This window comes from Ensifer sp. (assembly GCF_035999135.1).
GTDB lineage: Bacteria > Pseudomonadota > Alphaproteobacteria > Rhizobiales > Rhizobiaceae > Ensifer.
Map to the genome: position 1 here is coordinate 85711 of NZ_DASYGZ010000114.1, position 23300 is coordinate 109010.

At 63.1% G+C, this 23300-nt stretch carries 22 protein-coding genes; 10 read left to right on the top strand and 12 right to left on the bottom strand.

All coding sequences use genetic code 11. The features are described from left to right. Nucleotides 1-3: 3 nt before the first annotated feature. Genes VGO12_RS13525 through VGO12_RS13565 form a run of 9 tightly spaced genes read right to left on the bottom strand, consistent with a single transcriptional unit; the run spans nt 4 to nt 9330 of the window. A complete protein-coding gene (locus VGO12_RS13525) occupies nt 4-897 on the bottom strand; it encodes an intradiol ring-cleavage dioxygenase (protein WP_327513265.1) in 894 nt (297 codons plus the stop codon). Between the two features lie 3 nt (nt 898-900). Then, entirely contained in the window at nt 901-2655 is a 1755-nt protein-coding gene (locus VGO12_RS13530) for an FAD-dependent monooxygenase (RefSeq protein ID WP_327513266.1), read from the bottom strand. Next, nucleotides 2648-3733 carry a branched-chain amino acid ABC transporter permease gene (locus VGO12_RS13535; protein ID WP_327513267.1) on the bottom strand — a complete coding sequence of 362 codons (1086 nt, stop codon included), beginning with the start codon at nt 3731-3733 and terminating at the stop codon, nt 2648-2650. Before VGO12_RS13535 ends, VGO12_RS13530 begins: the two co-directional genes overlap by 8 nt. 10 nt (nt 3734-3743) lie before the next feature. Then, nucleotides 3744-4607, bottom strand: coding sequence for a branched-chain amino acid ABC transporter permease (locus tag VGO12_RS13540; RefSeq protein ID WP_327513268.1), 864 nt, complete (start codon nt 4605-4607; stop codon nt 3744-3746). After that, nucleotides 4594-5316, bottom strand: coding sequence for an ABC transporter ATP-binding protein (locus tag VGO12_RS13545; protein ID WP_327513269.1), 723 nt, complete (start codon nt 5314-5316; stop codon nt 4594-4596). Before VGO12_RS13545 ends, VGO12_RS13540 begins: the two co-directional genes overlap by 14 nt. Further along, entirely contained in the window at nt 5313-6032 is a 720-nt protein-coding gene (locus tag VGO12_RS13550) for an ABC transporter ATP-binding protein (RefSeq protein WP_327513270.1), read from the bottom strand. The genes VGO12_RS13545 and VGO12_RS13550 overlap by 4 nt, the downstream gene beginning before the upstream one ends. Nucleotides 6033-6072: 40 nt before the next feature. Further along, entirely contained in the window at nt 6073-7356 is a 1284-nt protein-coding gene (locus VGO12_RS13555; protein ID WP_327513271.1) for an ABC transporter substrate-binding protein, read from the bottom strand. Between the two features lie 40 nt (nt 7357-7396). Beyond that, nucleotides 7397-8458, bottom strand: a complete 1062-nt coding sequence (locus tag VGO12_RS13560; RefSeq protein ID WP_327513272.1) for a maleylacetate reductase — start codon at nt 8456-8458, stop codon at nt 7397-7399. Continuing rightward, nucleotides 8455-9330 carry a dioxygenase gene (locus tag VGO12_RS13565; RefSeq protein WP_414650719.1) on the bottom strand — a complete coding sequence of 292 codons (876 nt, stop codon included), beginning with the start codon at nt 9328-9330 and terminating at the stop codon, nt 8455-8457. The genes VGO12_RS13560 and VGO12_RS13565 overlap by 4 nt, the downstream gene beginning before the upstream one ends. Before the next feature lie 89 nt (nt 9331-9419). Here VGO12_RS13565 and VGO12_RS13570 point away from each other — a divergent pair, with 89 nt between their 5' ends. Next, on the top strand, nt 9420-10370 hold the full coding sequence (locus VGO12_RS13570; protein ID WP_327513274.1) for a LysR family transcriptional regulator: 951 nt from the start codon (nt 9420-9422) through the stop codon (nt 10368-10370). A 39-nt stretch (nt 10371-10409) separates the two neighbouring features. Here VGO12_RS13570 and VGO12_RS13575 read toward each other — a convergent pair whose 3' ends face one another. Beyond that, the gene (locus tag VGO12_RS13575; protein ID WP_327513275.1) at nt 10410-11051 is read right to left on the bottom strand and encodes a YoaK family protein; all 642 of its coding nucleotides are present in this window, start codon (nt 11049-11051) and stop codon (nt 10410-10412) included. Nucleotides 11052-11266: 215 nt separating this feature from the next. Next, on the bottom strand, nt 11267-11956 hold the full coding sequence (locus tag VGO12_RS13580) for a hydrolase (protein WP_327513276.1): 690 nt from the start codon (nt 11954-11956) through the stop codon (nt 11267-11269). A 434-nt stretch (nt 11957-12390) separates the two neighbouring features. On the opposite strand from VGO12_RS13580, the gene VGO12_RS13585 reads away from it, so the two are divergent. The 6 genes from VGO12_RS13585 (at nt 12391) to VGO12_RS13610 (ending at nt 19393) form a co-directional block, all read left to right on the top strand. Further along, on the top strand, nt 12391-13389 hold the full coding sequence (locus tag VGO12_RS13585; protein ID WP_327513277.1) for a LacI family DNA-binding transcriptional regulator: 999 nt from the start codon (nt 12391-12393) through the stop codon (nt 13387-13389). 41 nt (nt 13390-13430) lie between these two features. Continuing rightward, a complete protein-coding gene (locus VGO12_RS13590) occupies nt 13431-14735 on the top strand; it encodes a sugar ABC transporter substrate-binding protein (RefSeq protein WP_327513278.1) in 1305 nt (434 codons plus the stop codon). Nucleotides 14736-14805: 70 nt separating this feature from the next. Next, nucleotides 14806-15738 (top strand): sugar ABC transporter permease, encoded by a 933-nt coding sequence (locus VGO12_RS13595; protein ID WP_327513279.1) that lies wholly within the window; start codon nt 14806-14808, stop codon nt 15736-15738. Beyond that, nucleotides 15731-16624: a carbohydrate ABC transporter permease gene (locus tag VGO12_RS13600; RefSeq protein WP_327513280.1), complete on the top strand. Its 894-nt coding sequence runs from the start codon at nt 15731-15733 to the stop codon at nt 16622-16624. The genes VGO12_RS13595 and VGO12_RS13600 overlap by 8 nt, the downstream gene beginning before the upstream one ends. A 2-nt stretch (nt 16625-16626) precedes the next feature. After that, a complete protein-coding gene (locus VGO12_RS13605; RefSeq protein WP_327513281.1) occupies nt 16627-18333 on the top strand; it encodes a GH32 C-terminal domain-containing protein in 1707 nt (568 codons plus the stop codon). 13 nt (nt 18334-18346) lie between these two features. Next, nucleotides 18347-19393, top strand: coding sequence for a sn-glycerol-3-phosphate ABC transporter ATP-binding protein UgpC (locus tag VGO12_RS13610; protein WP_327513282.1), 1047 nt, complete (start codon nt 18347-18349; stop codon nt 19391-19393). Between the two features lie 138 nt (nt 19394-19531). Here the strand turns inward: VGO12_RS13610 and VGO12_RS13615 are convergent, their stop codons facing one another. Continuing rightward, the gene (locus VGO12_RS13615; RefSeq protein ID WP_327513283.1) at nt 19532-19657 is read right to left on the bottom strand and encodes a hypothetical protein; all 126 of its coding nucleotides are present in this window, start codon (nt 19655-19657) and stop codon (nt 19532-19534) included. Between the two features lie 124 nt (nt 19658-19781). Here VGO12_RS13615 and VGO12_RS13620 point away from each other — a divergent pair, with 124 nt between their 5' ends. The 3 genes from VGO12_RS13620 to VGO12_RS13630 form a co-directional block, all read left to right on the top strand. Then, the gene (locus VGO12_RS13620) at nt 19782-21155 is read left to right on the top strand and encodes a lyase family protein (RefSeq protein ID WP_327513284.1); all 1374 of its coding nucleotides are present in this window, start codon (nt 19782-19784) and stop codon (nt 21153-21155) included. 43 nt (nt 21156-21198) lie between these two features. Further along, entirely contained in the window at nt 21199-22695 is a 1497-nt protein-coding gene (locus VGO12_RS13625) for an aldehyde dehydrogenase family protein (RefSeq protein WP_327513285.1), read from the top strand. A gap of 59 nt (nt 22696-22754) precedes the next feature. Then, on the top strand, nt 22755-23300 hold a 546-nt coding region (locus tag VGO12_RS13630), incomplete at its 3' end, for an aldo/keto reductase (RefSeq protein WP_327495820.1).

Here is a 23300-nt window from a genome sequence, read left to right on the forward strand (position 1 = left end):
AGGTCAGCCTGCACCACGCTTTGACCGCGCCAGCACGAAGTCGTGGTTCACCTCCCAGAAGCGATCCGAAAATCCGTAGTCCGCGGCCCTCGACGGGTCCTCGACGCGCCGGAACGTCGCGAGCAGGCTCTGCTTCACGCCGAACACCGCGTCTGAATGAATATACGGATCGTCCGGATCGAAGATGTGGGTGATCAGCGTTTCGTAGCCATCGGCCTTGATGATGTAGTGGAGATGGGCCGGGCGGTTGGGGTGACGCCCGAGATGCTCCAGCATCTGGCCGACCGGGCCGTCATTCGGGATCGGGTAGTATTTCGGCTTGACCGCCCGGAACCAGTATCGGCCGTCCGCCCCGGTGCGAAAGACGCCACGCAAATTGAACTCCGGCTGGATGCCCTTCTGCTGGACGTCGTAAAACCCTTCGTCGTTCGCCTGCCAGACATCGATGACGGCGTCGACAATGGGCCGGCCCTCGGTGTCGAGGATACGGCCGCCGACCACCATGTCCTCGCCCTTCTGGTCGAGGCAGATGTTGGCGCCCATCTTCAGCTCAGGCGCGTCCTGGACGTGGAACGGGCCGAGCACGGTGCTTTCGGAGGCACCCGACGGCTTGCGATTGTTGATTGCGTCGACGAGCATCGACACGCCGAGTGTATCGGACAGGAGGATGAACTCCTGCCGCCATTCGTTGCACATCTGCCCGGTGCGTGTGAGGAAGAGAATGGCGTCCATCCACTCCTCCTGCGTCGGCTCGATCTCCCGCACCGCCTCGTGCAGCTTGCGCGTCACGACTTCCATGATCTGCTTCAGCCGTTCGTCCCGGGCATTTTTGTTGCGACCCGTAACGACCTCGATCGAATTCTCTTCGGTGAAGAAACCTCTTTCATGCGCTTCCATCGATTACCTCCCGAGCACGGATGTCATGACGCGGCGAAGGTCTGCGACGGGATTTGCCGACAATTCCTCCGCGCGCCAGCAGACGTGATGGTCAGGACGCACAAGCACGATGCCGCTGTCGCGCACTTCGCTCAAGCCTGCCCAATCGCCCGTGAAATCATCCCAATACTGGCGCGCGCCGATACAGTGGGTCGCGAAATCGAGGCCCAGCTCACGGCCGACGACCTTCGCCGCTTCGATCCATCCCTGTCCACCGATCCCGGTGAGCACTGAAAACCGACCGCGCCCGGTAAGATCGAGCGTCGATGCCTTCTTTCCATCGCTCGCGAAAACCCACGCATGCGGCAGTCGGGCCCCCGGCCAGGTGGTCTGCTGGAAATGCAGCTCCGGGTCCTTGGCAAAGGGCGGCTCGGGTTGGCCGTCGGTGACGATCGCATCCGAACGGTAGCGGTGGTTCATCTCGACGCCGTGCGCGTCGAACTCGTAGACCTTGGCGGCGATCGCCTTGCGAATGGCGGCGCGTTGTTCTTCCGCCGCCGGCGTATCGCGGCAGCGTGCGTCCATGTTCTGCTGCATCTTCACCGGGTCTATGGAGTCGAGCAGGCCGAGCGCCTTGAAGATCGGGCCGAACTCCTCGATCGACTTGTTGGCGCGGGTGACGATCTGCTTGGCGACCGGCGACCGCTCCGTCGTGTAGGTATCGAGCAGCTTTTCGCTCGCCTGCCCCTTCAGGACGAAGGCGATTTTCCAGGCAAGGTTGAAGGCATCCTGGATCGAGGTGTTGGAACCGAGCCCGTTCGACGGCGGATGGCGGTGCGTGGCATCGCCCATGCAGAAGACGCGTCCGTTCGACATCGTCGTCGCGTACATGTTGTTGACGGTCCAGGTCGAGACCTGCTTGATCGTGACCTCCAGATCCTGCACACCGACGAGATCGCGCACCACCTTCTTCGCGTGGGCTTCGTCGACGGCGGGTGCAGGCTGGTTGATGTCGTAGCCCCAGACGATCAGCCACTCGTTCCAGGGCCGAACCATGCGCACGAGGCCCATGCCGATGCCGCCGACATCGGCCCCCGGTTGCAGCACCCAGTAGAGCACGGAGGGACGGTGAGCGACGTAACGCGACAGGTCGGCCTCAAACAGGATGTTCATCGACCCGGCAACGCCCATCCGGCCCTCGAAGGTGAGGCCGGTATGCTCCGCGACCTTCGAATTGCCGCCGTCGGCGCCGATCAGATATTTGGAGCGAACGGTGAATTCCTTGCCGGTCAAGCGGTCGAGACAGGTGGTGGTCACGCCTTCGCCGTCCTGCACGTGGCTGACATACTCCGTCGACATCCGCGCCTGGGTGCCGCGCGAGCAGGCCGTCTTGAACAGCAGCGGCTCCATGAAGGTCTGCGGCAGATCGTTCATCTGGCTCGGCGACGACAGCTGGTGCTCGGCGCGCGAGACCGGGTGTTTGCCCCAGCTCTTCATGCGTCCGATTTCCTCGCCCGCAAGCGAGGTGCAAAAGACGTTCTCGCCCATCAGGTCCTGCTCGGCGGCGAACATGTAGGCCTCGTCCTCCACGTCGCGGCCGAGATCGCGCAGCACCTCCATGGTACGCTGGTTGGTGATGTGGGCGCGCGGCGTGTTCGCCAACCAGCGATAGCGGTTGATCACCATGTTTTCGATGCCATAGCTCGAAAGCAGCGCCGCCGTGGCGGACCCGGCCGGGCCCGTGCCGATGATGAGTACGTCGGTTGTGATGTCAGCCATTGGGTCCTCCCTTGGGCATGTGTTCGAGTGGTCCGCCGATCAATTTGCGGCGAACCGGGAAAAGCTGGATGCCGGTGCGGTCGGAGAACAGGCCCCAGAGGCCGCGCGGCGAAAAGAGCATGACGAGGATGCCGATGAGGCCAAGGACCAGAAGGTACCAGGAGCCAAAATCGGCGAAGAGCTTTTGCAGCAGGAAGAACAGGATGACGCCGATGATCGGCCCTTCGATGGTGCCGATGCCGCCGATCACCACGATGAAGATGACATAGGCCGTCCAGTCGGTGACGGAAAAAGCCGCGTCCGGTGAGATCCGCGCCTTCTGCAGGTAAATGAGCGCTCCGGCCAGTCCGGTGACAAAAGCTGTTGTCACGTAGACCAGAGCCTTCATTCGACGCGCGTCGACGCCTACGGCCCGGGCGGCCTGCTCGTTGTCGCGCACGGCGGCGAGGCCGAGCCCCTGCTTGCTTTTCAGAAGCCGGTAGATGAAGCCGATGGTCGCAAGCGCCAGCAGCAATGCGATCCAGTAGGCAAGAGCGTCGTTGGCTGCCGCCACCTTCATGCCGAAGAGGTCGCGCACGATGTCGACGCCGGCCATGTCCCTCGTCGCGTCGCGCGGCAGCGAAGTGCCAGTGCCTCCGCCAAGCGCTTTCCACTGGGCAAGCAGAAGCCGCACCACCTCGGCCACGACCCAGGTGCCGATGGCGAAATAGGGGCCCTGCAGCCGGAAAGTGAAAAAGGCCGTCGGAATGGCGAGAAGTGCGGAAAGAACGCCGGCAATCAGGATCGCAGCGATCGGATCGACGCCTGCCAGAGTGACGGCTCCGAACATCGCATAGGCGCCGAAGCCGACGAAGACCTGCTGGCCAACCGAGATCAGCCCGGCATAGCCGGCAAGCAGGTTCCAGTTCTGGGCGAGCACCAGCATGGTCAGGATGAAGAAGAGGTCCTGCACGACGCCGCGGGAGACGATAAGGGGAGCCGCAAGCGCAAGGGCGAGCCCGGCAACGGTGGTCAAAGCCGCAAGCGATGAGGTTCCACTGCGGGTTTCGACCTTGAAGGACGGAAGGGCGATGGACATCGGCTTGACCTCAATCGACGGCGCGGGGGAAAAGCCCGCGCGGCCTGATGACGAGAACGGCGAGAAAGGCGAGATGTCCGGCAAGGATCTGCCATTCCGGATTGATGGCCGCGCCGACCGTCTGGGCAACGCCGAGGATCACGCCGCCGGCAAGCGTTCCCCAGAGCGACCCGAGGCCGCCGATGATCACGGCCTCGAAGGCGTAGATCAGGCGGGACGGTCCCGATGTCGGATCGAAGTTGGCGCGCGTGCCGAGATAGAGGGCGGCGATCGTCACCACGACCATGGCAAGCCCCGTCGCCACCGCGAAAACGCGTTGCGGGCGGATCCCCATCAGCCCGGCCGTCACGATGTCGTCGGAGGTCGCGCGGAAGGCCCGACCGAGCGCCGTTCGATAGATCAACTGGTTGAGGCTGAAGATCACCGCGAGCGCCGACAGGAACGTCATCAGCGGCATCAGTCCGACATTGAGCTGGCCGACCGCAATCGACGCGCTCTCCAGCGTGCCGATGGAGACACGGCGGCTGTCGGCGGAGAAGGCTTCGAGCAAACCATTCTGCAGCACGATGGAGATGCCGAAGGTCACGAGCAGCGGCGGCAGCACATCCTTGCCGAGCGTGCGATTGAGCACGAGATATTGCAGCGCCCAGCCGGCGGTAAACATCAGCGGCGCTGCGATGAGCGCTGCCAGGAACGGATTGAGGCCGAGCGCAGAGGTTAGAAGAAGGATCAGGAAGGCGGCAAGCACGATCAGATCGCCATGGGCGAGATTGACGAGCCGCATGATGCCGAAGACGAGGCTGAGGCCGGCCGCAAAAAGCGCGTAGAGCCCGCCAAGCAGGACGCCCTGCACGATCGTATCAATGAAGCGCATGGCACGGTGCTCCAAAGTAAGCCTGATGAATCTGCTCGCGGGTCAGTGCGTCGGGACGCCCCGAAAGCGTCACCCGCCCTTCCATCAGGCAATAGACCCGGGTTGCGACCTTCAGCGCCTGGGCGATGTCCTGTTCGACGATGACGATCGATGCGCCGGTTTCGCGAATGCGCGGGAAGGCGGCATAGATGTCACGAACGACGACGGGCGCCAGGCCGAGGCTGATCTCGTCGCAGAGCAGCACGTCCGGGTTGGACATCAGCGCGCGGCCGATTGCCACCATCTGCTGCTGGCCGCCGGAAAGGGCGGTCGCCGGGTTGTTGCGGCGCTCGCGCAGGATCGGGAAGAGCGCATAGACAGTTTCGAGCGTCCACGGGCCCTGTCCCTTGCGACCATAGGCGCCGATCAGCAGGTTTTCCTCGACGCTCAGCGACGGGAACAGCCGACGTCCCTCGGGCACCATGGCGATCCCGCGGGCAAGCACGTCCGGTGCCGCCAGCGCGCCGATCGGTTCATCGCGATAGACGACCATCTCGGGCTTGCTCGAAAGCACGCCGGAGATTGCGCGCATCAGGCTGGTCTTGCCCGCGCCGTTGGCGCCGATGATCGCGACCGTTTCTCCCTTGGCAACCGCGATGTCGACGCCGAAAAGCGCCTGGAAGTCGCCGTAAAAAGCCTTGAGTCCCCGGGTTTCGAGCATCGCCGTCATAGCTCGATCCCCAGATAGATTTCCTGGACGGCGCGCGAGGCCATCAGCTCGTCGGGCTTTCCGATGCCGATCACCTTGCCGAAGTTGAGAACCAGGAGGCGGTCGACCACCGACGTCAGCGCATGCAGCACGTGTTCGATCCAGATGACCGCAACGCCCTTCTTCTGGACGGCGCCGATGGTTGCGACCAGCTGGTGGCATTCCGCTTCCGTCAGACCGCCGGCGATCTCGTCCAGCAGCAACAGCTTTGGTTCGGTGGCAAGCGCCCGCGCCAGTTCCAGCCGCTTGCGCTGCAGAAGCGTGAGGCCGCCCGCCAGCACGTTTGCCTTGTCGAAGAGGCCGGTTTCCACCAGGATCTCGGCGCAGCGATCAGAGGCTTCCGCCTCCCGCCGTCGTGCGCCGAAGCTGCCCGCGACGAGCAGGTTTTCAAAGACGGTCAGCTTTTCGAAGGGCTGCGGGATCTGGAAGGTCCGCCCCATGCCGGACAGGCAGCGTGCCATCGGCGGCGTCCGGGTGACATCGGCGCCACCGAAGCGGACCGTTCCATGGTCGGCGGCGATGTTGCCGGTGATCAGGTTGAACAGCGTCGACTTGCCGGCGCCGTTCGGCCCGATAATGCCCAAAGCCTCGCCTTCACCGACCGAGAAGCTGATCTCGTCGGCGACGGTCAGCGCGCCGAAGCGTTTCGAGACCCGCTCGAGCTCTAACAGAGACATGCCTGACCCTCCTCGGTCACAGCCCCACGCCGACAGGCGCTCAAACGATCGCTTCCATTTTCCCGCCGGCGGGAATGTTCGGCGCAGTCTTGTTGTCGGTGATGACGAGGTCGTAACCGCCGCTGTCCTTCAGCCGCCATTGGCCGCCGACGAGCGGCGTCTTGGCGACGTTGCGGGCGGCAAACGGCGGCAGTCCCTTGCCATCCCAGGCAACCGGGCCGACGAGCGTGTCAAGCTTGGTGGCGGCAATCGCCTGGGCCAGCGCATCGCCATCCGTCGGGTCGTCGGCCCGTCCGACGGCGTCGACGGCCAGTTCGAAGAGGGCGTGGGCAAAGCCGATCGGCTGTGTCCACGGGCGGCCCGTTGCCTTGGTGAAAGCGTCGGCCACCTGAGCGGACGTCTCGCCGGTCAGCGAAGAGGCGAAGGGGTGGCTCGGCGACCACCAGACTTCCGACGAGAGATTGTGTCCCGCCTTTCCCAAGGCTTCGACCGATTGCGGGAAGAGCAGGGCCTTGCCGATCGAGGCGACCTTTGGAACGAAACCCTGCTGCTTGGCCTGGTTCCAGAAGGTCGTGAAGTCGGGCGGGATGACGACGCCGGTGACGATCTCACATCCGCCCGCTTTGAACGCATTGATCTGCGCGGAGAAATCGTCGGTCATGTTCTGGTAGCGGCCGGGATCGGTCAGCCCGTAGCCGAGCTTTTCCAGCACCGGCGGGAAGCCCACGGTACCATCGCCCCAGGCATTGCCGTCGCCGTCATTGGGGAAAAGGCCGCCGACCTTGTGGTTCGTCTCGACCTGGGCCCACATGTTGGTGAAGACGGCAATCACGTCCTCGAGCCCCCAGAAGAAGTGATAGGCATAGTCGAACGGTTTCCACGAGGCGGGATCGCCGGGATTGCCCTGCTGACCGATGAACCAGGGCTGCCACGGTGCGACCGTCGAAATGCACGGCATCTGCTCGGCTTCGCAGGTGGTCGCGACCGGGTTCGTCGTCTCCGGCGTCGAGGCGACCAGGACCAGATTGACCTCGTCGTCGACGATGAGTTCTTTGGCGACCTCCGCCGCCCGGTTCGGGTTCGACTGGCAGTCCTTGACCACAACCTCGAAGTTCTGGCCCTTGGCTCTGGTCGCCGCAAGGAAAGCGTCGATCACGAACTTGTCGGCCTCGCCGAAGGCGGCGAGCGGCCCTGTCTGCGGGCTGACATAACCAAGCTTGATCGCCGTGTCCTTGGCAATCGCCGGCATTGAAAGTCCGGGTGATATGGCGGCGACGGCGCCACCCGCGGCTGTCGTCTTCAGAAAATCGCGTCTCGTCAGCATGGGTTCCTCCTCCCAGTGCCCTTCCTCCCGAAGGGTCTCGTCAGTTCGTCGGCCGGTTGCCCTCCCAGGCATCCTGCAGCAGCGCCCGAATGGACTGATGATCGATCGGGCGCGGGTTCCAATAGGGGTTTTCGGTCGCAATGGCTGCGGCGCGATCAAGATTCGCCTCGGAAAGGCCCAGGTCTTTCAGGGCGCGTGGCGCGCCGAGCGAACTCGCGAAATCCCACAGGCCGCCGCCAACCGACCCGCCGAAGGTCCGGGCCACGGGTTCCAGCAGGTCGGGCACGGCCGCGGCGTTGTAGCCGGCCGTATGCGGCAGCATGATCGCGTGGGTTTCTGCGTGCGGCGTATCGAAGGTGCCGCCGAGCGTGTGGCAGATCTTGTGATGCAGCGCCATGCCGACTGCGCCGAGCACGGTGCCGGAAAGCCAGGCGCCATAGAGCGCCTCGGCCCGCGCTCCGCGATCGCGTGGCGCCTCGATGATTCTCGGCAGGCTCGTCTCGAAGGCTGACAAAGCCTCTTTCGCCATCAACGAAGAGATGGGGTTGCGATCCCGGGCATAAAGCGCTTCGACCGCGTGCGCCATGGCGTTCAGCGCACTCGTCACGCTCATGCCGACCGGCAAGCCAAGCGTCAGATCCGGATCGTAGATCACCACCTCCGGCAGGATCGACGGGTGTCGAACAGTCGTCTTCCGGCCGCCTTCGGTCTGTCCGAGGATCGGCGTCACTTCCGAACCGGCATAGGTGGTCGGAATGACGACCTGAGGCAGATCATTGCGATAGGCGATCGCCTTGCCGAGCCCGGTGGTGGAGCCGCCGCCAAGCGAGACGACGCAGTCGGCGCCACTTTGAGTGACGGCTTCCATCGCCTTTGCCGTGACATCCACCGGCGTATGCATCACCGCGCCGGCAAAGACGCCGGCGGCCAGTGACCCGAGGCGCTGCGCCAATGCTTCTGCGTCTGCCTGCTGGTGCGGTGTCGAAAGTACCAGCGCTCGGCTGCATCCGAGCTTTTCGATCCAGGCGCCGGCCTCGTTGCTCTTGCCTTCGCCAAAGACGATGTGCGCCGCATTGCCCTGATAGGTGAACGTGTTGCTCACGACGCCGATCCTTCCCTTGCTCTTGCCATCACGAGCTTGAAGTCCAGCCGCCAGCCGGGCCTGCCGCCGATGTCGGAGCATTTGAATTCGTGCACCAGGTCCGGCTTGACGCCGAAGATCGCGTCCTCGTCGATATGCGGATCGCTGCCGTCGTAGATATGCGTCGTGATCGTCTGAAAGCCGGGAGCCGTGACGATGAAATGCAGGTGGGCCGGGCGCCGGAGCGAGCACCCCGCCTGGCCAAGGAGCTTGCCCACCGGCCCGTCTTCCGGGACGCTGTAGCCAGCGGGGCGAACCGTCAGATAGTCGAACCGCCCCTCTTCATCCGTTTTGAAGAGGCCGCGCAGATTGAACTCCGGCTGCAGGTCCGGTTGCTGGTTTTCGTAGAAGCCGGCGGCGTTTGCCTGCCAGGTCATGACCTCGGCGCCGGCGATCGGATGGCCATCGAGGTCGACCAGCTGTCCGAAAACCGCCAGTCGCTGGCCAACATGATCGAGTGAGATGTCGCTGCCGGACGCGCGGCGCGGCGTGTCGGCACGAAAGAACGGGCCACGTACCGTGTTCGGCGTCGCCTGCTTCGGCCGACGCGAATTGATCTCGTCGACAAGGGCCGAGGCGCCAATGAGGTCGAACAGCAAGCCCCATTCTTGCCGGCGCTCGTCCGTGGTGTGACCAACCTCCGTCAGAAAATCGATCATCCTGCGCCAGTCCGCCGAACTCGGGCGCAGTTCCCTGATCACGCCGTGGAGATGGGCAACGACGGTGCGCAGAACATAGGGCAGGGATCCATCATCAGCCTTGGCAAGCCTGCGTGCGAAAGCCTCGGTGACGGCCGCCTCGTCGAGATTTGTAACCATCGAGCCCCGCATCACACTCCTCCAGGCACTTGGCAGAAGAGAAAGCTAACATGGACACAGAGCGCGATTGATGATTTTGCTCGGGCTTAATATAACAATCTGTTATGAAGATCGATGAACGCCACCTCGTTCAGCTTGCCGCAGTGGTGAAAGCCGGCGGCGTCACCGAAGGCGCTGCGCTGCTCGGGTTGTCGCAGCCGTCGATCTCGCGCACCATCGCCATGCTCGAAAAACGCCTGGGCGAACCGCTCTTCGTCAAGGGAAGGCGGCCACTTCAGCCGACCCCGCTCGGGCGAGCGCTTGCAGACTACGGCCAGGTCATGCTGTCCGCCTCTCGCAAGGCCTCCGATACGATCGAGAGTTTTCGGCTCGGAAAGAGTGGTGTCGTGCGCGTCGGCGGCACGCCGTTTTTCATGGATGCCCTGATTGCGCCAATGATCGCCGAGTTCCAGGCGCACAATCCCGAAGTTCGTATCGACCAGAGCTACGGCTACATGGCCGACCTCAGGGCAGCCTTGAAAGGCGACCAGATCGATCTCGCCATCTGCCCGATCGATATTCTGGAGGAGGGCTCCGGACTGGTGTTTCAGAAGGTGTTGCCGGGCCGAAACGTCGTTGCCTGCCGGGTGACCCATCCGTTGCTCATGAAGCGCCGTCCGCAACCGTCGCAGCTTCTCGAATATCCCTGGGTGGCGCCGCCGCCGGGAAGTCCGCTACTCGCCGACCTTCACAGCCTGCTGCTCTCCTTCGGGGCGACGGAGATCAAGATCCGCTACACCGGCGGATCGCTGATGAGCCTCGTCAATTATCTGAAAGGCATCGACGCACTGACCGTCCTGCCCCACAGCGTCGTTTTTGCGCTCCGCAATGAAAAATCGATCACGGCACTCCCGGTTTCCGTGCCGCACCCCGAGCGTGCTCTCGGTCTTTTGCGACGCGGCTCTGCGGCCCACACACCCGCTATCGAACTCTTCTCTGAGCACATCCGTCACAGCTTCGACCGGCTGCAGCATCTCATCCATCGACACGAACAGGCGGTGGTCTGGGGTGTGTAGCTCGATCTGTCGGCGACGACGGGACAATGTGACATCGAGCTAGCTCGGCTTCGGCGCGTTCTGCGGTGAATAGAAAAGCGCGACCAGGACCAGCAAGGCCGCAGGGAACAGCATTCCCGAGACCCCCACCGTGACTTGCGCAAAGGCGCCGGCGGCACACCCCAGCACAAAGCCGAGCACCAGGATGATCGATGTCAACGATTGCCCCCATTCTTCGGGCTTCTCGCTGTAGCCGATCATGCGGCGGGCGGCGGCGACGGCAAGACCGGCGATGTTTCCTGTCATGAGCGAAAAGGGTGGGCCGAGCCTCGGGTCGAGGCGCTCGATAGCCGTCAGCATTCCCATTGCGACGACGGCGAGGAGGGCGCATGCCGATACCGGTCCAACATCGAGTATCGCAAGAAGGCCGGAGATCGCGAAGGCAGTCGCGGCGATGACGAGCGTCCAGAAAGTTGCACGCTCGAGAGGCTTGATCCACGCGACGAGGATGGCGGCGAGGCCCGCGCCCACCATGAACAGGGGGAACGTCATGATCTGCAGATCGCGCAAGCCACCTTTTTCGTGACCGACAAGACCGAGCCCCAGGAGCACGACGTTGCCGGTGACCAACCCGACGAAAAGGCCGCCCAGGTGAATGAAGAAAAGCGCGTCGGCGAACCCGGAAATGAAGGCCAGCGTCAATGAATTGCTTTTCCCGCGAAGTATCTTCAGCATCATTTGCCCTAGCCCCTTCTCGCTTGAGTTCTGAGGATTTGCTCGATTGCAGCGATAAAGGAACCGCCGATGCGGGTGACGTTTGGCGCATCACTCGAGGCGAGCGCTGACAGGATCGAGCGTTGAAGGTTGTGCGTCCCCGGCTTGTCTGGGCGACAAACCGGGGTGACGCGGGGGACGGGTCATTTCGCCGGGTTGGGTCCGATCGTCTTTCCGTGGGTGACGCGTTCTTCGGCGTTGTGGACCATGGTGTAGGCGTAATCGATGCCCATTCCGTAGGCGCCGGAGTGCTCCTTCACCAGCGCGGTGACGGCGTTATAGGTTTCCTTGCGGGCCCAGTCGCGCTGCCATTCGAGCAGCACCTGCTGCCAGGTGACCGGGATGACGCCGGCCTGAACCATGCGGTCCATGGCGTATTTGTGGGCGTCAAGCGAGGTGCCGCCGGAGGCGTCGGCGACCATGTAGATCTCGTAGTCGGAGACATCATGAAGGGCGGAGAGCGCAAAGGTGGTGTTGCAGACTTCGGTCCACAGACCGGAGACGACGATCTTCTTGCGGCCGTTGGCGGCGTTCCTGGCCAGCGCGTCGCGAACGTTCTGGTCGTCCCAGGAGTTCATCGAGGTGCGCTCAAGGATGTCGTTTTCCGGGAAGACGGCCAGCAGTTCGGGATAGGTGTGACCGGAGAAGGAGGTGGTCTCGACGGTGGTTATGGTCGTCGGGATGTCGAAGATCCTGGCGGCTTTGGCGAGACCGACGACGTTGTTCTTCAGCACCTGGCGATCGATCGACTGGACGCCGAAGGCCATCTGCGGCTGCTGGTCGATGAAGATGAGCTGGCTGTTTTGCGGGGTCAGGACTTCGAGTTTGGACATGGTCTCTCTCCTCATTGAGCGGTTTGAAGCAGGGCGCCGGTGCTCTGTCTTCGTTGGTCGGTGGTGAACTCGTTTGGTGAAAACAGGTGTAGCCGAGCGGATTGCTTCGGTGAATTGCAATAATAATTGCGAATGAATTGCGAAATATGCAACAACAGATGTGCTCTTCGAGCGCTAGGGTCGCACGGCATCTCTGTGTGGCGCGCATGATATCTCCTCTGCGCCGGGGGGAGATACTAACTTGCTGGCACGTTCGACCGGAAATGCGAAACGCGATCAACCATGTCCCGCGCTTAGACCAGGCCGAAGCCGTGCCGTACGAGGCCGGCCTGTGGCAGGACCATGCTGGCAAGCTCGGCCGAGCGCAACGCTTGACAAAAGACCGCGGTTCGAATTATAGGGTAATCGATAACCCAAGGAGCTCGGTAGGCATCGTGGCAATTTCGCTTTCTGACATTGCGGAACGCGCAGGCGTCTCGGTGAAGACAGTCTCCGGTGCGTTGCATGGCGGCTCCGCGCGCATGTCGGAAGATACGCGCAAGAAGGTCAAAGCGATCGCCGAGGAACTGGGCTACGTGACCAACCTTGCCGCGCGCGGTGTGCGCCAGGGATGGCTGCCGCTGGTCGGCGTCGTTTCCGATGGCTTGATCACGTCGCCGTTTGCCACCGAGATCGTGCGCGGGCTCGATGGCGCGGCGCGCAGTGCCGGGATGGCGGTCTTCGCCGTCAACCACAGCAGCGGACAGTCGATCGGCTCGGTCGTCGACGAGGTGCAGCAGTTCCGGCCTCGTGCCGTCGCCTATGCCGCCATGTACCACAAGGATGTCGATCTGCCGCCGGCGCTTGCGGGCTCCGTCGGCGTGATGATCAACTGCCGCGAAGCCTCCGGGCGTGTCACGTCACTGGTCCCCGACGAAGAGGGTGGGGCGCGTGAGATCGTGCGTTACCTGCTCGCCTCCGGCCGATGCCGCATCGCCTTCATCAACCTGCCGGGTATCCTTGCCGGGACACTGCGGGAAAAGGGTTTTCGTGCAGCCCTTGAAGAGGCCGGCATCGATCCGCTCGGTGTGTTTCCGGCCGTGCGCCGCAGCGTTTACAGCGACCGCGCTCCGAGCCTCGTCGCGTTGCATGTCGAGGCACTGCTGGCCACCGGTCAGCGTCCGGACGCGATTCTGTGCGGCAACGACCGTGTCGCGATGGAAGTCTATGCAGCGCTTGCGCGCGCCGGCCTGAAAATTCCGGACGATATCGCGGTCGCCAGTTTCGACAACCAGGTCGAGCTGGCCTCGCGGCTCGATCCGCCGTTGACGACGATGGCCCTGCCGCATCGTGCGATGGGCCGCCTCGCCATGGAGATCCTGCTCGCCGGAGAACCCCAGCCACCGCATCTGCGAAAGCTGCCGTTTCACCTTGTCGAGCGGGCATCGGTTTAACAACCAGCATTCTTGTGGAATTGAATAGGAGGAGAAGATCAATGACAACTTACCTGGGTAATCGTTTACTTAGTGCGCTTTTCGCGTCTTCTGCGCTCTTGTGGAGCGCCGGTTTCGTCGAGGCAAAATCCGTCATCCATGTCATGCACCAGGGCGATCCCGGTTGGGTGAAAGCCTATGGTGATGTCGCCAAGCGCTTCGAGGAAGCCAATCCCGACATCGACGTCGAGATGATCTACGCGCCGCACGACGCCTATAACGAGAAGTTCAGCGCCGCCGTCATGGCCAAGCAGTTGCCGGACGTGATGGAACTCGACGCGCCGTTTCTCGCCAACTACGTCTGGTCGGGCTACCTGCAGCCCATCAAGCCACTCGTCGACAAGGATGTGCTCGACGACATGACCGGCTCGAACATCGCCCAGGGCACCTACCCGATCGACAAGGACCTTTATGCGATCGGCCTGACCGATTCCTCGGTCGTGCTCTACGGCAACAAGAAGTATCTCGAAGCGATCGGCGCGCGCATTCCGAAATCCGTCGACGATGCCTGGACGCGCGAGGAATTCGAAGGCTACCTCGAAAAGCTCTCCAAGCTGGAGGGCGTGAAATGGCCGATCGATACGTTCCGCGGCTACGGCATCAAGACCGAGTGGATCACCTATGCCTACGGTCCGCTGCTCGAAAGCGCCGGTTGCGACCTGATCGATCGCAAGGCGTGGAAGGCGAGCGGCACGCTCGACAGCGAGGCCTGCGTCAAGGCGCTGACGATGATGCAGACCTGGGTGAAGAACGGCTGGGTCGTTCCCACCTCGTCCGGCACCAATCAGTTCTATGCCGAGGGCCAGCCGGCAGCACTCGCGATGGGTGGGCACTGGTTCTACGCGGAAGCCGCCGCGGCGATGAAGGACAGTATCGTCGTCATGCCGCTGCCGAAGATCGGCGACAAAGGCGTCAGCCCGAACGGCACCTGGATCTGGGGGATCTCCGCGAGTTCCGAAAACCCTGAAGCTGCCGGAAAATTCCTGAGCTTCCTTCTGAAGGACAAGGACTACCGCGACTATGCCAAGACCCAGTCGGCCTATCCGGGCCTGAAGAGCTTTGCCGCGGAATCCCCGCTCTACGCCGAAGGTGGGCCGCTCGCCGTCGCCTTCGAGCAGGCCTCGAAGACCGCCGTCGCCCGTCCGCCGCACCCGGCCTATCCGACGATCACGTCTGCCTTCATGCAGGCGGTCGACAAGATCTTCAACGGCGGTGATGCGCAGGAGGCGCTGACGGCTGCCGCGAAGAAGATCGACCAGGATATCGAGGACAACGCCGGCTACCCGCCGTTCGACGAGCAGCAATAGGGCGATTTTGGCAGGGCCGTCCCTCTGGCCGGCCCTGCGTCTCGGGAGGATGTGCAATGAGGAGGAGATCATGACCTTGCAACAAACGTCCGCGGCCGCGCTGCCGCGCCCCGCCAGGCGGCGCGACCGGCAGCGGTTCTGGCAGGAGGTTGCGATGATCGCACCGGCCGTGCTGCTGCTTGCCATCTTCCTGATCACGCCGTTTCTTCTGTCCTTCTGGACGGCGATGACCAATCAGCCGCTCGTACCGCGCCCGACGCCGGTGCGTTTCGTCGGCCTCTTGAATTTCCAGCGGGTGTTCACCGACCCGCTGTTCTGGACCTCGCTCTGGAATGTTACCCGCTTCACCGCCTGGGTGCTGCCGGTCCAGTGCGGCCTCGCGTTCCTGACGGCGCTGCTGCTGCACCAGAAACTGCCGATGCAGAACCTTTTGCGCGGCATGTTCTTCCTGCCGGCGATCACCTCCATGGTTGTCGTCTGCGTGATCTGGGGCACGCTCTTCCAGTATCCGAGCGGCCCGCTCAACCAGATCGTCGGTTTCCTGTCCGGCGGCATGGTCCAGCCGATCGACTGGCTCGGCGATCCCAATTGGGCGATGTTCTCCATCGTGTTGCTGTCGGCCTGGCAGGCCTATGGCTTCCAGATGATCATCTACCTTGCCGGCCTGCAGGGCATTCCGGAAGAGCTTTACGATGCGGCCCGCATCGATGGCGCGAGCGCGCTGCGTCGCTTCTGGCACGTCACCATGCCGGGCCTGCGTCCGACCCACGTCTTTGTCCTGGTCATCACCACGATCCAGGCCTTCAAGCTCTACACGCAGGTTGCGATCCTCACCCAGGGCGGGCCGAAGGAAAGCACGGAGACCGTGGTGCACTACATGGTGCGCGCAGGCTTCGAGGAACAGAAGCTCGGATACGCGTCGGCGGTCTCCGTCATTCTCTTCGTCATCGTTCTTCTGATCGCGCTTCTCCAGCGCAAACTCCTGAGGCGCTTCGATGTCTGATCTCGTGCTCAGCCAGCCGGCCCCGCTGGCCATCCCCCGGGGCAACAGCAAGACGGGCCTGCGTATCGTCCAGACCGCCTGCATCTTCATCATCGCTCTTGTGATGATTTCGCCGCTCTTCATGCTGTTTATCGCCAGCCTCAAGGATGATCGCTTCCGCATCCTTGCCGACATGGGCAGTTTTCGCGCCTTCTGGGTCGCCGACCCGACCCTGTCGAACTACCGCGAGATCGCCAATTTCTCCGGCGAACTTGCTTACGGTCGCTACCTCGTCAACTCACTGGTGATCCTTGTCGTTACCGTCGTGTCCGGGCTGATCATCAATTCCATGGCCGGTTTCGTGCTCGCCTGGGGGTCGCTGCGCGGCAAGGCCGTTCTCCTTGCGGTCGTTGTCGCGCTCTACGTCATCCCGCAGGAAAGCATCATCATGCCGCTCGTCGTGATGATGTCGCGGGCGGGATTGACGGATACGTTTGCCGTGCAGATCCTGCCCTGGGTGGCAAGCCCGCTTTATGTCTTCCTGTTCTACCAGTTCTTCGCGCAACTGCCGAAGGAGCTCTACGAAGCCGCAGAGATGGACGGGGCCTCGGCGTTTCGCATCTACCGGTCGATCTACATGCCGCTCAGCCTGCCGGCGCTCGCAACGGTCTCGATCCTGATGGGGATCGAGAGCTGGAACCAATACCTCTGGCCGACGCTCGTCACCCAGACCGACTATGCCCGGCCAATCTCGGTCGCGATCGCCACCTTCTTCGGACAGGACAGCATCTATTGGGACCGCGCCATGGCCGCGTCCGTCCTGATGATGATCCCCGTCCTCATTCTCTACCTCGCCTTCCAGCGCTGGTTCGTAAGTTCGTTCGTCGGCTCCGCCGTGAAAGGTTGACTATGACTGTCCAAACAAGATCCGTGAGCTCCGCCCTTGACGTCATCGAGGCCGAGCTCCCAGCCGGCACGGTGCTGCATCTCTGGCTGAAGGCGCGAACGGGCGGCAGCGCGGCGAAACTCTTCGTCAGCGTGGACGACGTGGACATTGCCGGTCCGTCCAGCCGCCGCGACGGGGAGTTCGAATTCTTCGCGGTGACGCACGGGACGGGTGGCCGCGCGGTGCTTGCCTATGATGCCGACACAACGGCGCTCTCCGTCGCCTATGCATTCCATCCGCAGACCGTGCTGGAGGAGGGGATCCGCGTGCTTCATCACGATACCCGCACGGCGCCGCCCGAGGTGCCGGCGGGGTATCATTTCCGCCCGCCCTTCGGCTGGATGAACGACCCGAACGGCTTCGGCCGGTTCAAGGGCCTCGGACATCTCTTCTATCAGCACTATCCGCATGGCCTGCGGTGGAACACCATGCACTGGGGTCATGCCGTCTCAAGGGATCTCATCCGCTGGACGCATCTGCCGATGTTCCTGTTTCCGGCGGATCACCTTTCGGAAAATGACGATGGCCGTGGGGGTGCCTTCTCCGGTTCGGCCATCCCCATGTCAGGTCTGGACGGCGAGGAGATCCGGGTCTTCTACACCGAACATGTGCGTGATCGGCAGCCGGAGGAACAGATCCAGCTTTCGGCCCTCAGCCGCGACGGCATTGTCGCAGGCCCGTCGGAGGTGGTTCTGCCGGTCCGCCCCGAAGGCTTGAATCTGACCACCGACTTCCGTGATCCCTATGTCTTCAAGGGTCCCGACGGGCGCTGGAAGATGCTGCTCGGCAGTCGTGACCGTGAAGGTGGCGTGGTGCTGCTCTATGAGAGCGCCGATCCTGACGGCTCAACCGGCTGGACCTTCCTTGGAATCATCCACCGCGAGGACCGTTTCGGCATGACTGCGGCGGAATGCCCCTGCATGGTGCCCGTCGGCGGCAAGGCGGATGATCCGAAGACCCGCTGGGCTCTGATCTTTGGCCTGCTGACGAGCCGGGATCCGGCAACGGGCCGCCGCAACCTCACATCCGTCACCGTCGGCCGCTTTGACGGCCGGGCGTTCACATCCGAGTTCGAACAGGAACTGGATTTCGGCTCGGACGCTTACGCCTTCCAGGCCTTCGTCGACGGCGACGAGCCGGTCGGCATTGCCTGGCTTGCCAACTGGACGGATTTTTCCAAGAAAGACGACTTCCCGACGGCGATGACCCTGCCGCGTCGCGTGCTTCTAGACGGTGATGCGGTGCTGACGCCGCCGGTCGCTGCCGTCGAAAGCCTGCGCCATAGTCTGCTCGACGAAACGGCGCTCGCCGCCGGCGAGACGGTGCCGCTCGGCAACGGCGCTGTCGAGATCGTGCTCTCGTTGCCCGAACCCGGCGCGGCGTTCGAGCTTGTCCTCGATCACCCGGATGCCGCGCTTGGCGTCAGGCTCGATGGCGACGGCCTTGCCATCGTCTTCGATGCCGGTACCGGCAAGTCGCCGCCGCGATATCTGGCAGCCGGCGCCAGACCTTCGCAACTGCGCATCTTCCTCGATGCCGGCTCGATCGAGGTCTTCGCCGACAATGGCCGCTGGACAGGCACCAAGCGCATTCCGGGGTTTGCCGCTGCGCGTTCGGCAAGGCTGACCGGCGCCGCTACGGGCGCGAAAATCTGGCAACTCAAGCTTTGAGGGAGGAACAAAAATGGCATCGGTAGCGATCGATCGCGTTCTGAAACAGTACGGCGCGGCCTCCGTCATCCACGGCGTTTCCGTGGATATCGAGGACGGAGAATTCGTCACGCTCGTCGGGCCCTCCGGCTGCGGCAAGTCCACGCTCCTGCGCATGCTGGCAGGGCTCGAGGACATCAGCGGCGGCGAAATCCGGATCGACGGCCGGGTCGTCAACGAGGTGGCGCCAAAGGAGCGCGACATCGCCATGGTGTTCCAGAGCTATGCGCTCTATCCGCACATGACGGTCGCCGAGAACATGGGTTTTGCCCTCAAACTCCAGGGCCGCGACAAGGCGACGATCGACAAGCTGGTGAAGGAGGCGGCCGGTATTCTCGCCCTTGAGCCGCTTCTCGACCGCCTGCCGAAACAGCTCTCCGGCGGCCAGCGCCAGCGTGTCGCCATGGGGCGCGCCATTGTGCGCCACCCGAAGGTGTTCCTGTTCGACGAGCCGCTGTCCAATCTCGATGCCAAGCTGCGCGTGACCATGCGCAGCGAGATCAAGGAACTGCACCAGCGGCTCGGCACCACGATCGTCTATGTCACCCACGACCAGATCGAGGCGATGACCATGGCCGACAAGATCGTGGTCATGCGCGCCGGGCGTATCGAACAGATCGGCAAGCCGCTCGACCTCTACGATCGCCCTGACAACACCTTCGTCGCCACTTTCATCGGCTCGCCGTCGATGAACCTCTTTGAAGGCAGCGTCGGTGATGGCGGCTTTCTCATTGACGGCGGGGTTTCCTTGCCGCTGCCGGCATCGCCGGGTCACGGTGAAGCACGCACCTATGGCATCCGCCCGGAGGACCTGGATCTGGCCGAGACGGGTATCCCGGCGACCGTCCTGACCGTCGAGCCAACGGGGGCCGAAACGCATCTTTCCGTCCGCGTCGGCACGCAGACGGCGGGGATCGTGCTGCACCGGCGCGTAGACTTGCACCCCGACCAAGTGGTGCACCTCGCGCCGAAGACGGAAAAAATCCATCTGTTCTCTGCCGGGGGCGCTCGGATCAACTGACGTTCCGGCAGGCGGTGCGCCGGGGCGATCGCCGTGCCTTCGCTAATGCGGAACGTCAATGCCGGATCGTCATTCGCAAAGACGGCTTCAACCGATCGTGCGGTACGCGCGACCGCGGCTTTGCGGTCCGGCCAGGGATCAATCCGTCAGCACCTTGGCACCTAAAACCTCAATAGTCGGATTGCTCTCAAACCGAAATTCACTGCCCGTGCGAAACGGCGGCGCGTCGGCCTGGAAGACGGCCAGGGGCTTGGAGCAGTGCATTCGCACCTCCCGTCTGGAGGCGCAAATCCCATGAGTTTTAGGAATGACCTCTGCGCGATAGTCGTTTGTCAGGCGGTGCAGAATCCTCGATCTATGCGCGCAGCTGGAGAGGAGAACAGCATTCATGATCCCAGACCACCCCGCGACCCGTCAGGAGGTCGATAGCATCGGCGCACATGCGGTTCCAGCGTCGGCGCTGTACGGTATCCAGACGCAACGGGCGGTCGAACTCTATCCGCTCGGCGGTGCTGGGCGATTCTCCGATTATCCCCGGCTGCTCGACGCCATGCTCCGGGTCAAGAAGGCGGCGGCACGCACCAACATCGAGACTGGCGCGATTGAGCCGGTCCTGGGTGAAGCGATCATCCGCGCGATCGACGGCCTGCTCGCCGCGCCCCGGCCCGAGGCCTTTCCTGTCCATGCCTGCCATGGCGGCGGCGGCATTTCGTTCAACATGAACATCAACGAGGTCGTGGCGAACCTCGCCAATGCCGAGGCTTTCGGTTCCACTTACGGCAGCTACGCGCCGATCCATCCGAACGACCACGTCAACCTCAACCATTCCACGGCCGATTGCCTTTCGACTGGATGCCACATCGCCGCGCTTGCCGCTTTCGAGAGTTTTTCGGAGGAAATCGAAGGACTTGCGGCCGATCTCGACCGGCTCGGTGCCGAATGGGCTCCGCTGCGCAAGCTTGCCCGCACCTGCCTCCAGGACGCGGTCGACATCGGTTTTGACGACTATCTCGGTGGTGTCGCCGCCTGCCTGCGGTTCGACCTGGCGCGGGCGTCGAGGGATGTCGATGGACTGGGCCGCATCAGTCTCGGCGGCAACATCATCGGCCGTTCCTCCGATTGCGATCCGGCCTTCTTCGCACGCATCATTGCCGTCTTGAACGAGCAACTCGCGGAAGCCGGCTTCACCTCAGGGTTCGCTCGCGCCGACAACCTCTTTGCCGCCTCGCAGGCGCATGACCGTCTCCTGGCGCTGGCCGGATCGCTCGAGCAGACCGCGCGTACGCTGATCCGTTTTGCCAAGGACCTGCGGTTGATGGCGTCCGGCCCCCATGGCGGGTTTGGTGAAATCCGCCTGCCGGCGGTGCAGCCCGGATCGTCGGCCATACCCGGCAAGGTCAACCCGACGATCCCGGAATTCATGGTGCAAGCCGGCATGATCGCCTGCGGCCTCGCGGCCCGCGTGATCATGACCGCAGATCATGGCGAAATGGACTACAACCCGTGGCAAGCCGTTGTCATCACCGGCCTGCTCGACATGATCGCGATCCTTGAAGCGGGGGTTTCCACCCTGCGGCGCAATTGCGTCGAGGGCATGCGGCCCGATGTGGCGCGCAACGCCGACAATGCCACGAGCCTGCTGCCTTCGCTGATCCGGCTGAAGCAATTGAAGGGCTACAGCCATGCCTCCGCCGTTGCGAAGGAGGCCGCGGGCGACCTCGCCTTCGTGCGCCGCAGGGTCGCCGAGGCCGAAGCCGGCTGATCCGTTCTCAAAATCACCCTCTCCCAAAGCAAGGCATCAAGACATGTTGCAGGAAACCGAACGCGCCTGGGCGCAGCGCTGGCTGGCCACTGAGAAGAAACAGTATATCGACGGTCAATGGGTCCGGGGCGCGGGCGCCGAATGGACGGTGACGAACCCGGCGACTGGAAAGTCGCTTTGCGCCATCGCGTTCGCCGACAAGGACCAGGTTGAGACCGCCGCTGCCGCGGCCAATCGCTGCCACCGCAGCGAGGTCTGGAGCCGCAAGACGTCGCGAAAGGCGCGGGCCGAGCTGCTCAACGCCATCGCCCGGCTGATCCGCGAAAACGTCGAAAAACTCTCGCTGCTGGAATCGCTTGCCAATGGCAAGACCTATGCCGAAGCGCTGGTTGACGACATTCCGACCTGTGCCGACATCTTCGAGTACTACGCTGGCTGGACGGACAAATATTACGGCGAGGTTTCCCCCGTCGAGGACGGTTTCCTGAACTTTACCACGAAGGATCCGGTCGGCGTCTGCGGGCTGATCGCGCCGTGGAACTTTCCGCTCTACCAGGCAAGCCTCAAGATCGCGCCCGCACTCGCCATGGGCAACACCGTGGTGATGAAGCCGTCGGAGTTCACGCCGCTCGCCACGCTCTATCTGTTTGAACTGATCGACCGCCATCTCGACCTGCCGAAAGGTCTCCTGAACCTCGTGCTGACCGATGGCGAGGCGGCCAATCAACTCACGCTCAGCCGCAATGTGCACAAGGTCTCCTTCACCGGATCGACCGTGGTCGGCCGCAAGATCGTGCAGAATTCGGGCGTCTCCAACCTCAAGGCCGTGACGCTGGAACTTGGCGGCAAGTCGCCCTGCATATTCTTCGATGATACCCAGAACCTCGATGCAGCGATCGACCGCGCCTTCACCGTGATGTTCTCGCACAAGGGCGAGAAATGCTCGGAGCCGACGCGCTTTCTTATCCAGAAGGGCATCTACGATTACGTGATGGAACGGCTGATCGCCAAGGCGGAGGCCGTGCGCTGCGGCGATCCGCTGGCGGCGGAGACGCAGCAGGGCCCGCAGTGCAACGAAGCGCAGTTCCGCCGCATCATGAACTACATCGAGATTGGCAAGACCGAGGCCGAACTGGTCGCCGGCGGCCGGGATGACCGCGCAGGTGAAAACGCTGACGGCCTCTTCATCCGACCCACCATCTTCTCGAACGTGCCGCAGACCGCCCGCATCGTTCAGGAGGAGATTTTCGGGCCCGTGCTCTCCTGCACGCCCTTCTCGACGGCGGAAGAGGCGGTGGCGCTTGCCAACGACACGGCCTACGGCCTTGCCGCCGGGGTCTATACCGGCAACGTGACGCTGGCGCACCGCATGGCCGAGCGGCTGGACGCCGGCATGGTCTTCGTCAACCGCTACGGTTGCTATGGGCTTTCAAGCCCCTTTGGCGGCTTCAAGGAAAGCGGCTGGGGCAAGGAAATGGCCGTGCATTCGCTCTCATCCTACACCCGCACCAAGGGTGTCTGGGTCTATTTCGGCGACTGAACTGCTCGGTCCCTTCAAGAAACACATCCTCCCAACGCTCAATCCGAAAGCCTGATCTGATGCAATATACCCGTCTCGGCCAATCCGGCCTCAAGGTCTCGCGCCTCTGCCTTGGCACGATGAACATGGGCTCCAAGAACTGGAAGCCCTGGATCTACGACGAGAGCGAAAGCGAGCCGATCATCGGCCACGCGCTCGACAACGGCGTGAACTTCATCGACCTCGCCGACTTCTATTCGGCCGGCGCGGGCGAAGAAGTGGTGTGCAACGTGCTGCGTCGCCTGACGCGTCGCGAAGAGCTGATCATCACCACCAAGCTCGGCTACGCGATCGGCAAGGGCGTCAACAATGGCGGCCACTCGCGCAAGCACGTCTTCCAGGCCATGGACGGTTCGCTCACCCGCATGAAGAGCGACTATGTCGACATCTACATGCTGCATTATTTCGACACGGAAACGCCTGTTGAAGAGACCATGGAGGCGATGAACGATCTCGTGCGGGCGGGCAAGGCGCGCTACATCGGCGTCTCGACCATGTTCACCTGGCAGTTCGCCAAGATCCTGAAGGTCTGCGAAAAGAACGGCTGGGCCCGCCCGATCAACATG

Excerpts from the sequence above, each read along its gene's own strand:
- VGO12_RS13600 (WP_327513280.1), top strand. The coding sequence starts at position 15,731 with ATGTCTGATCTCGTGCTCAGCCAGCCGGCCCCGCTGGCCATCCCCCGG.
- VGO12_RS13540 (WP_327513268.1), bottom strand. The coding sequence starts at position 4,607 with ATGCGCTTCATTGATACGATCGTGCAGGGCGTCCTGCTTGGCGGGCTC.
- VGO12_RS13580 (WP_327513276.1), bottom strand. The coding sequence starts at position 11,956 with ATGTCCAAACTCGAAGTCCTGACCCCGCAAAACAGCCAGCTCATCTTC.
- VGO12_RS13620 (WP_327513284.1), top strand. The coding sequence starts at position 19,782 with ATGATCCCAGACCACCCCGCGACCCGTCAGGAGGTCGATAGCATCGGC.
- VGO12_RS13625 (WP_327513285.1), top strand. The coding sequence starts at position 21,199 with ATGTTGCAGGAAACCGAACGCGCCTGGGCGCAGCGCTGGCTGGCCACT.
- VGO12_RS13590 (WP_327513278.1), top strand. The coding sequence starts at position 13,431 with ATGACAACTTACCTGGGTAATCGTTTACTTAGTGCGCTTTTCGCGTCT.
- VGO12_RS13525 (WP_327513265.1), bottom strand. The coding sequence starts at position 897 with ATGGAAGCGCATGAAAGAGGTTTCTTCACCGAAGAGAATTCGATCGAG.
- VGO12_RS13595 (WP_327513279.1), top strand. The coding sequence starts at position 14,806 with ATGACCTTGCAACAAACGTCCGCGGCCGCGCTGCCGCGCCCCGCCAGG.
- VGO12_RS13545 (WP_327513269.1), bottom strand. The coding sequence starts at position 5,316 with ATGACGGCGATGCTCGAAACCCGGGGACTCAAGGCTTTTTACGGCGAC.
- VGO12_RS13535 (WP_327513267.1), bottom strand. The coding sequence starts at position 3,733 with ATGTCCATCGCCCTTCCGTCCTTCAAGGTCGAAACCCGCAGTGGAACC.
- VGO12_RS13605 (WP_327513281.1), top strand. The coding sequence starts at position 16,627 with ATGACTGTCCAAACAAGATCCGTGAGCTCCGCCCTTGACGTCATCGAG.
- VGO12_RS13550 (WP_327513270.1), bottom strand. The coding sequence starts at position 6,032 with ATGTCTCTGTTAGAGCTCGAGCGGGTCTCGAAACGCTTCGGCGCGCTG.
- VGO12_RS13615 (WP_327513283.1), bottom strand. The coding sequence starts at position 19,657 with ATGCACTGCTCCAAGCCCCTGGCCGTCTTCCAGGCCGACGCGCCGCCG.
- VGO12_RS13555 (WP_327513271.1), bottom strand. The coding sequence starts at position 7,356 with ATGCTGACGAGACGCGATTTTCTGAAGACGACAGCCGCGGGTGGCGCC.
- VGO12_RS13530 (WP_327513266.1), bottom strand. The coding sequence starts at position 2,655 with ATGGCTGACATCACAACCGACGTACTCATCATCGGCACGGGCCCGGCC.
- VGO12_RS13570 (WP_327513274.1), top strand. The coding sequence starts at position 9,420 with ATGAAGATCGATGAACGCCACCTCGTTCAGCTTGCCGCAGTGGTGAAA.
- VGO12_RS13610 (WP_327513282.1), top strand. The coding sequence starts at position 18,347 with ATGGCATCGGTAGCGATCGATCGCGTTCTGAAACAGTACGGCGCGGCC.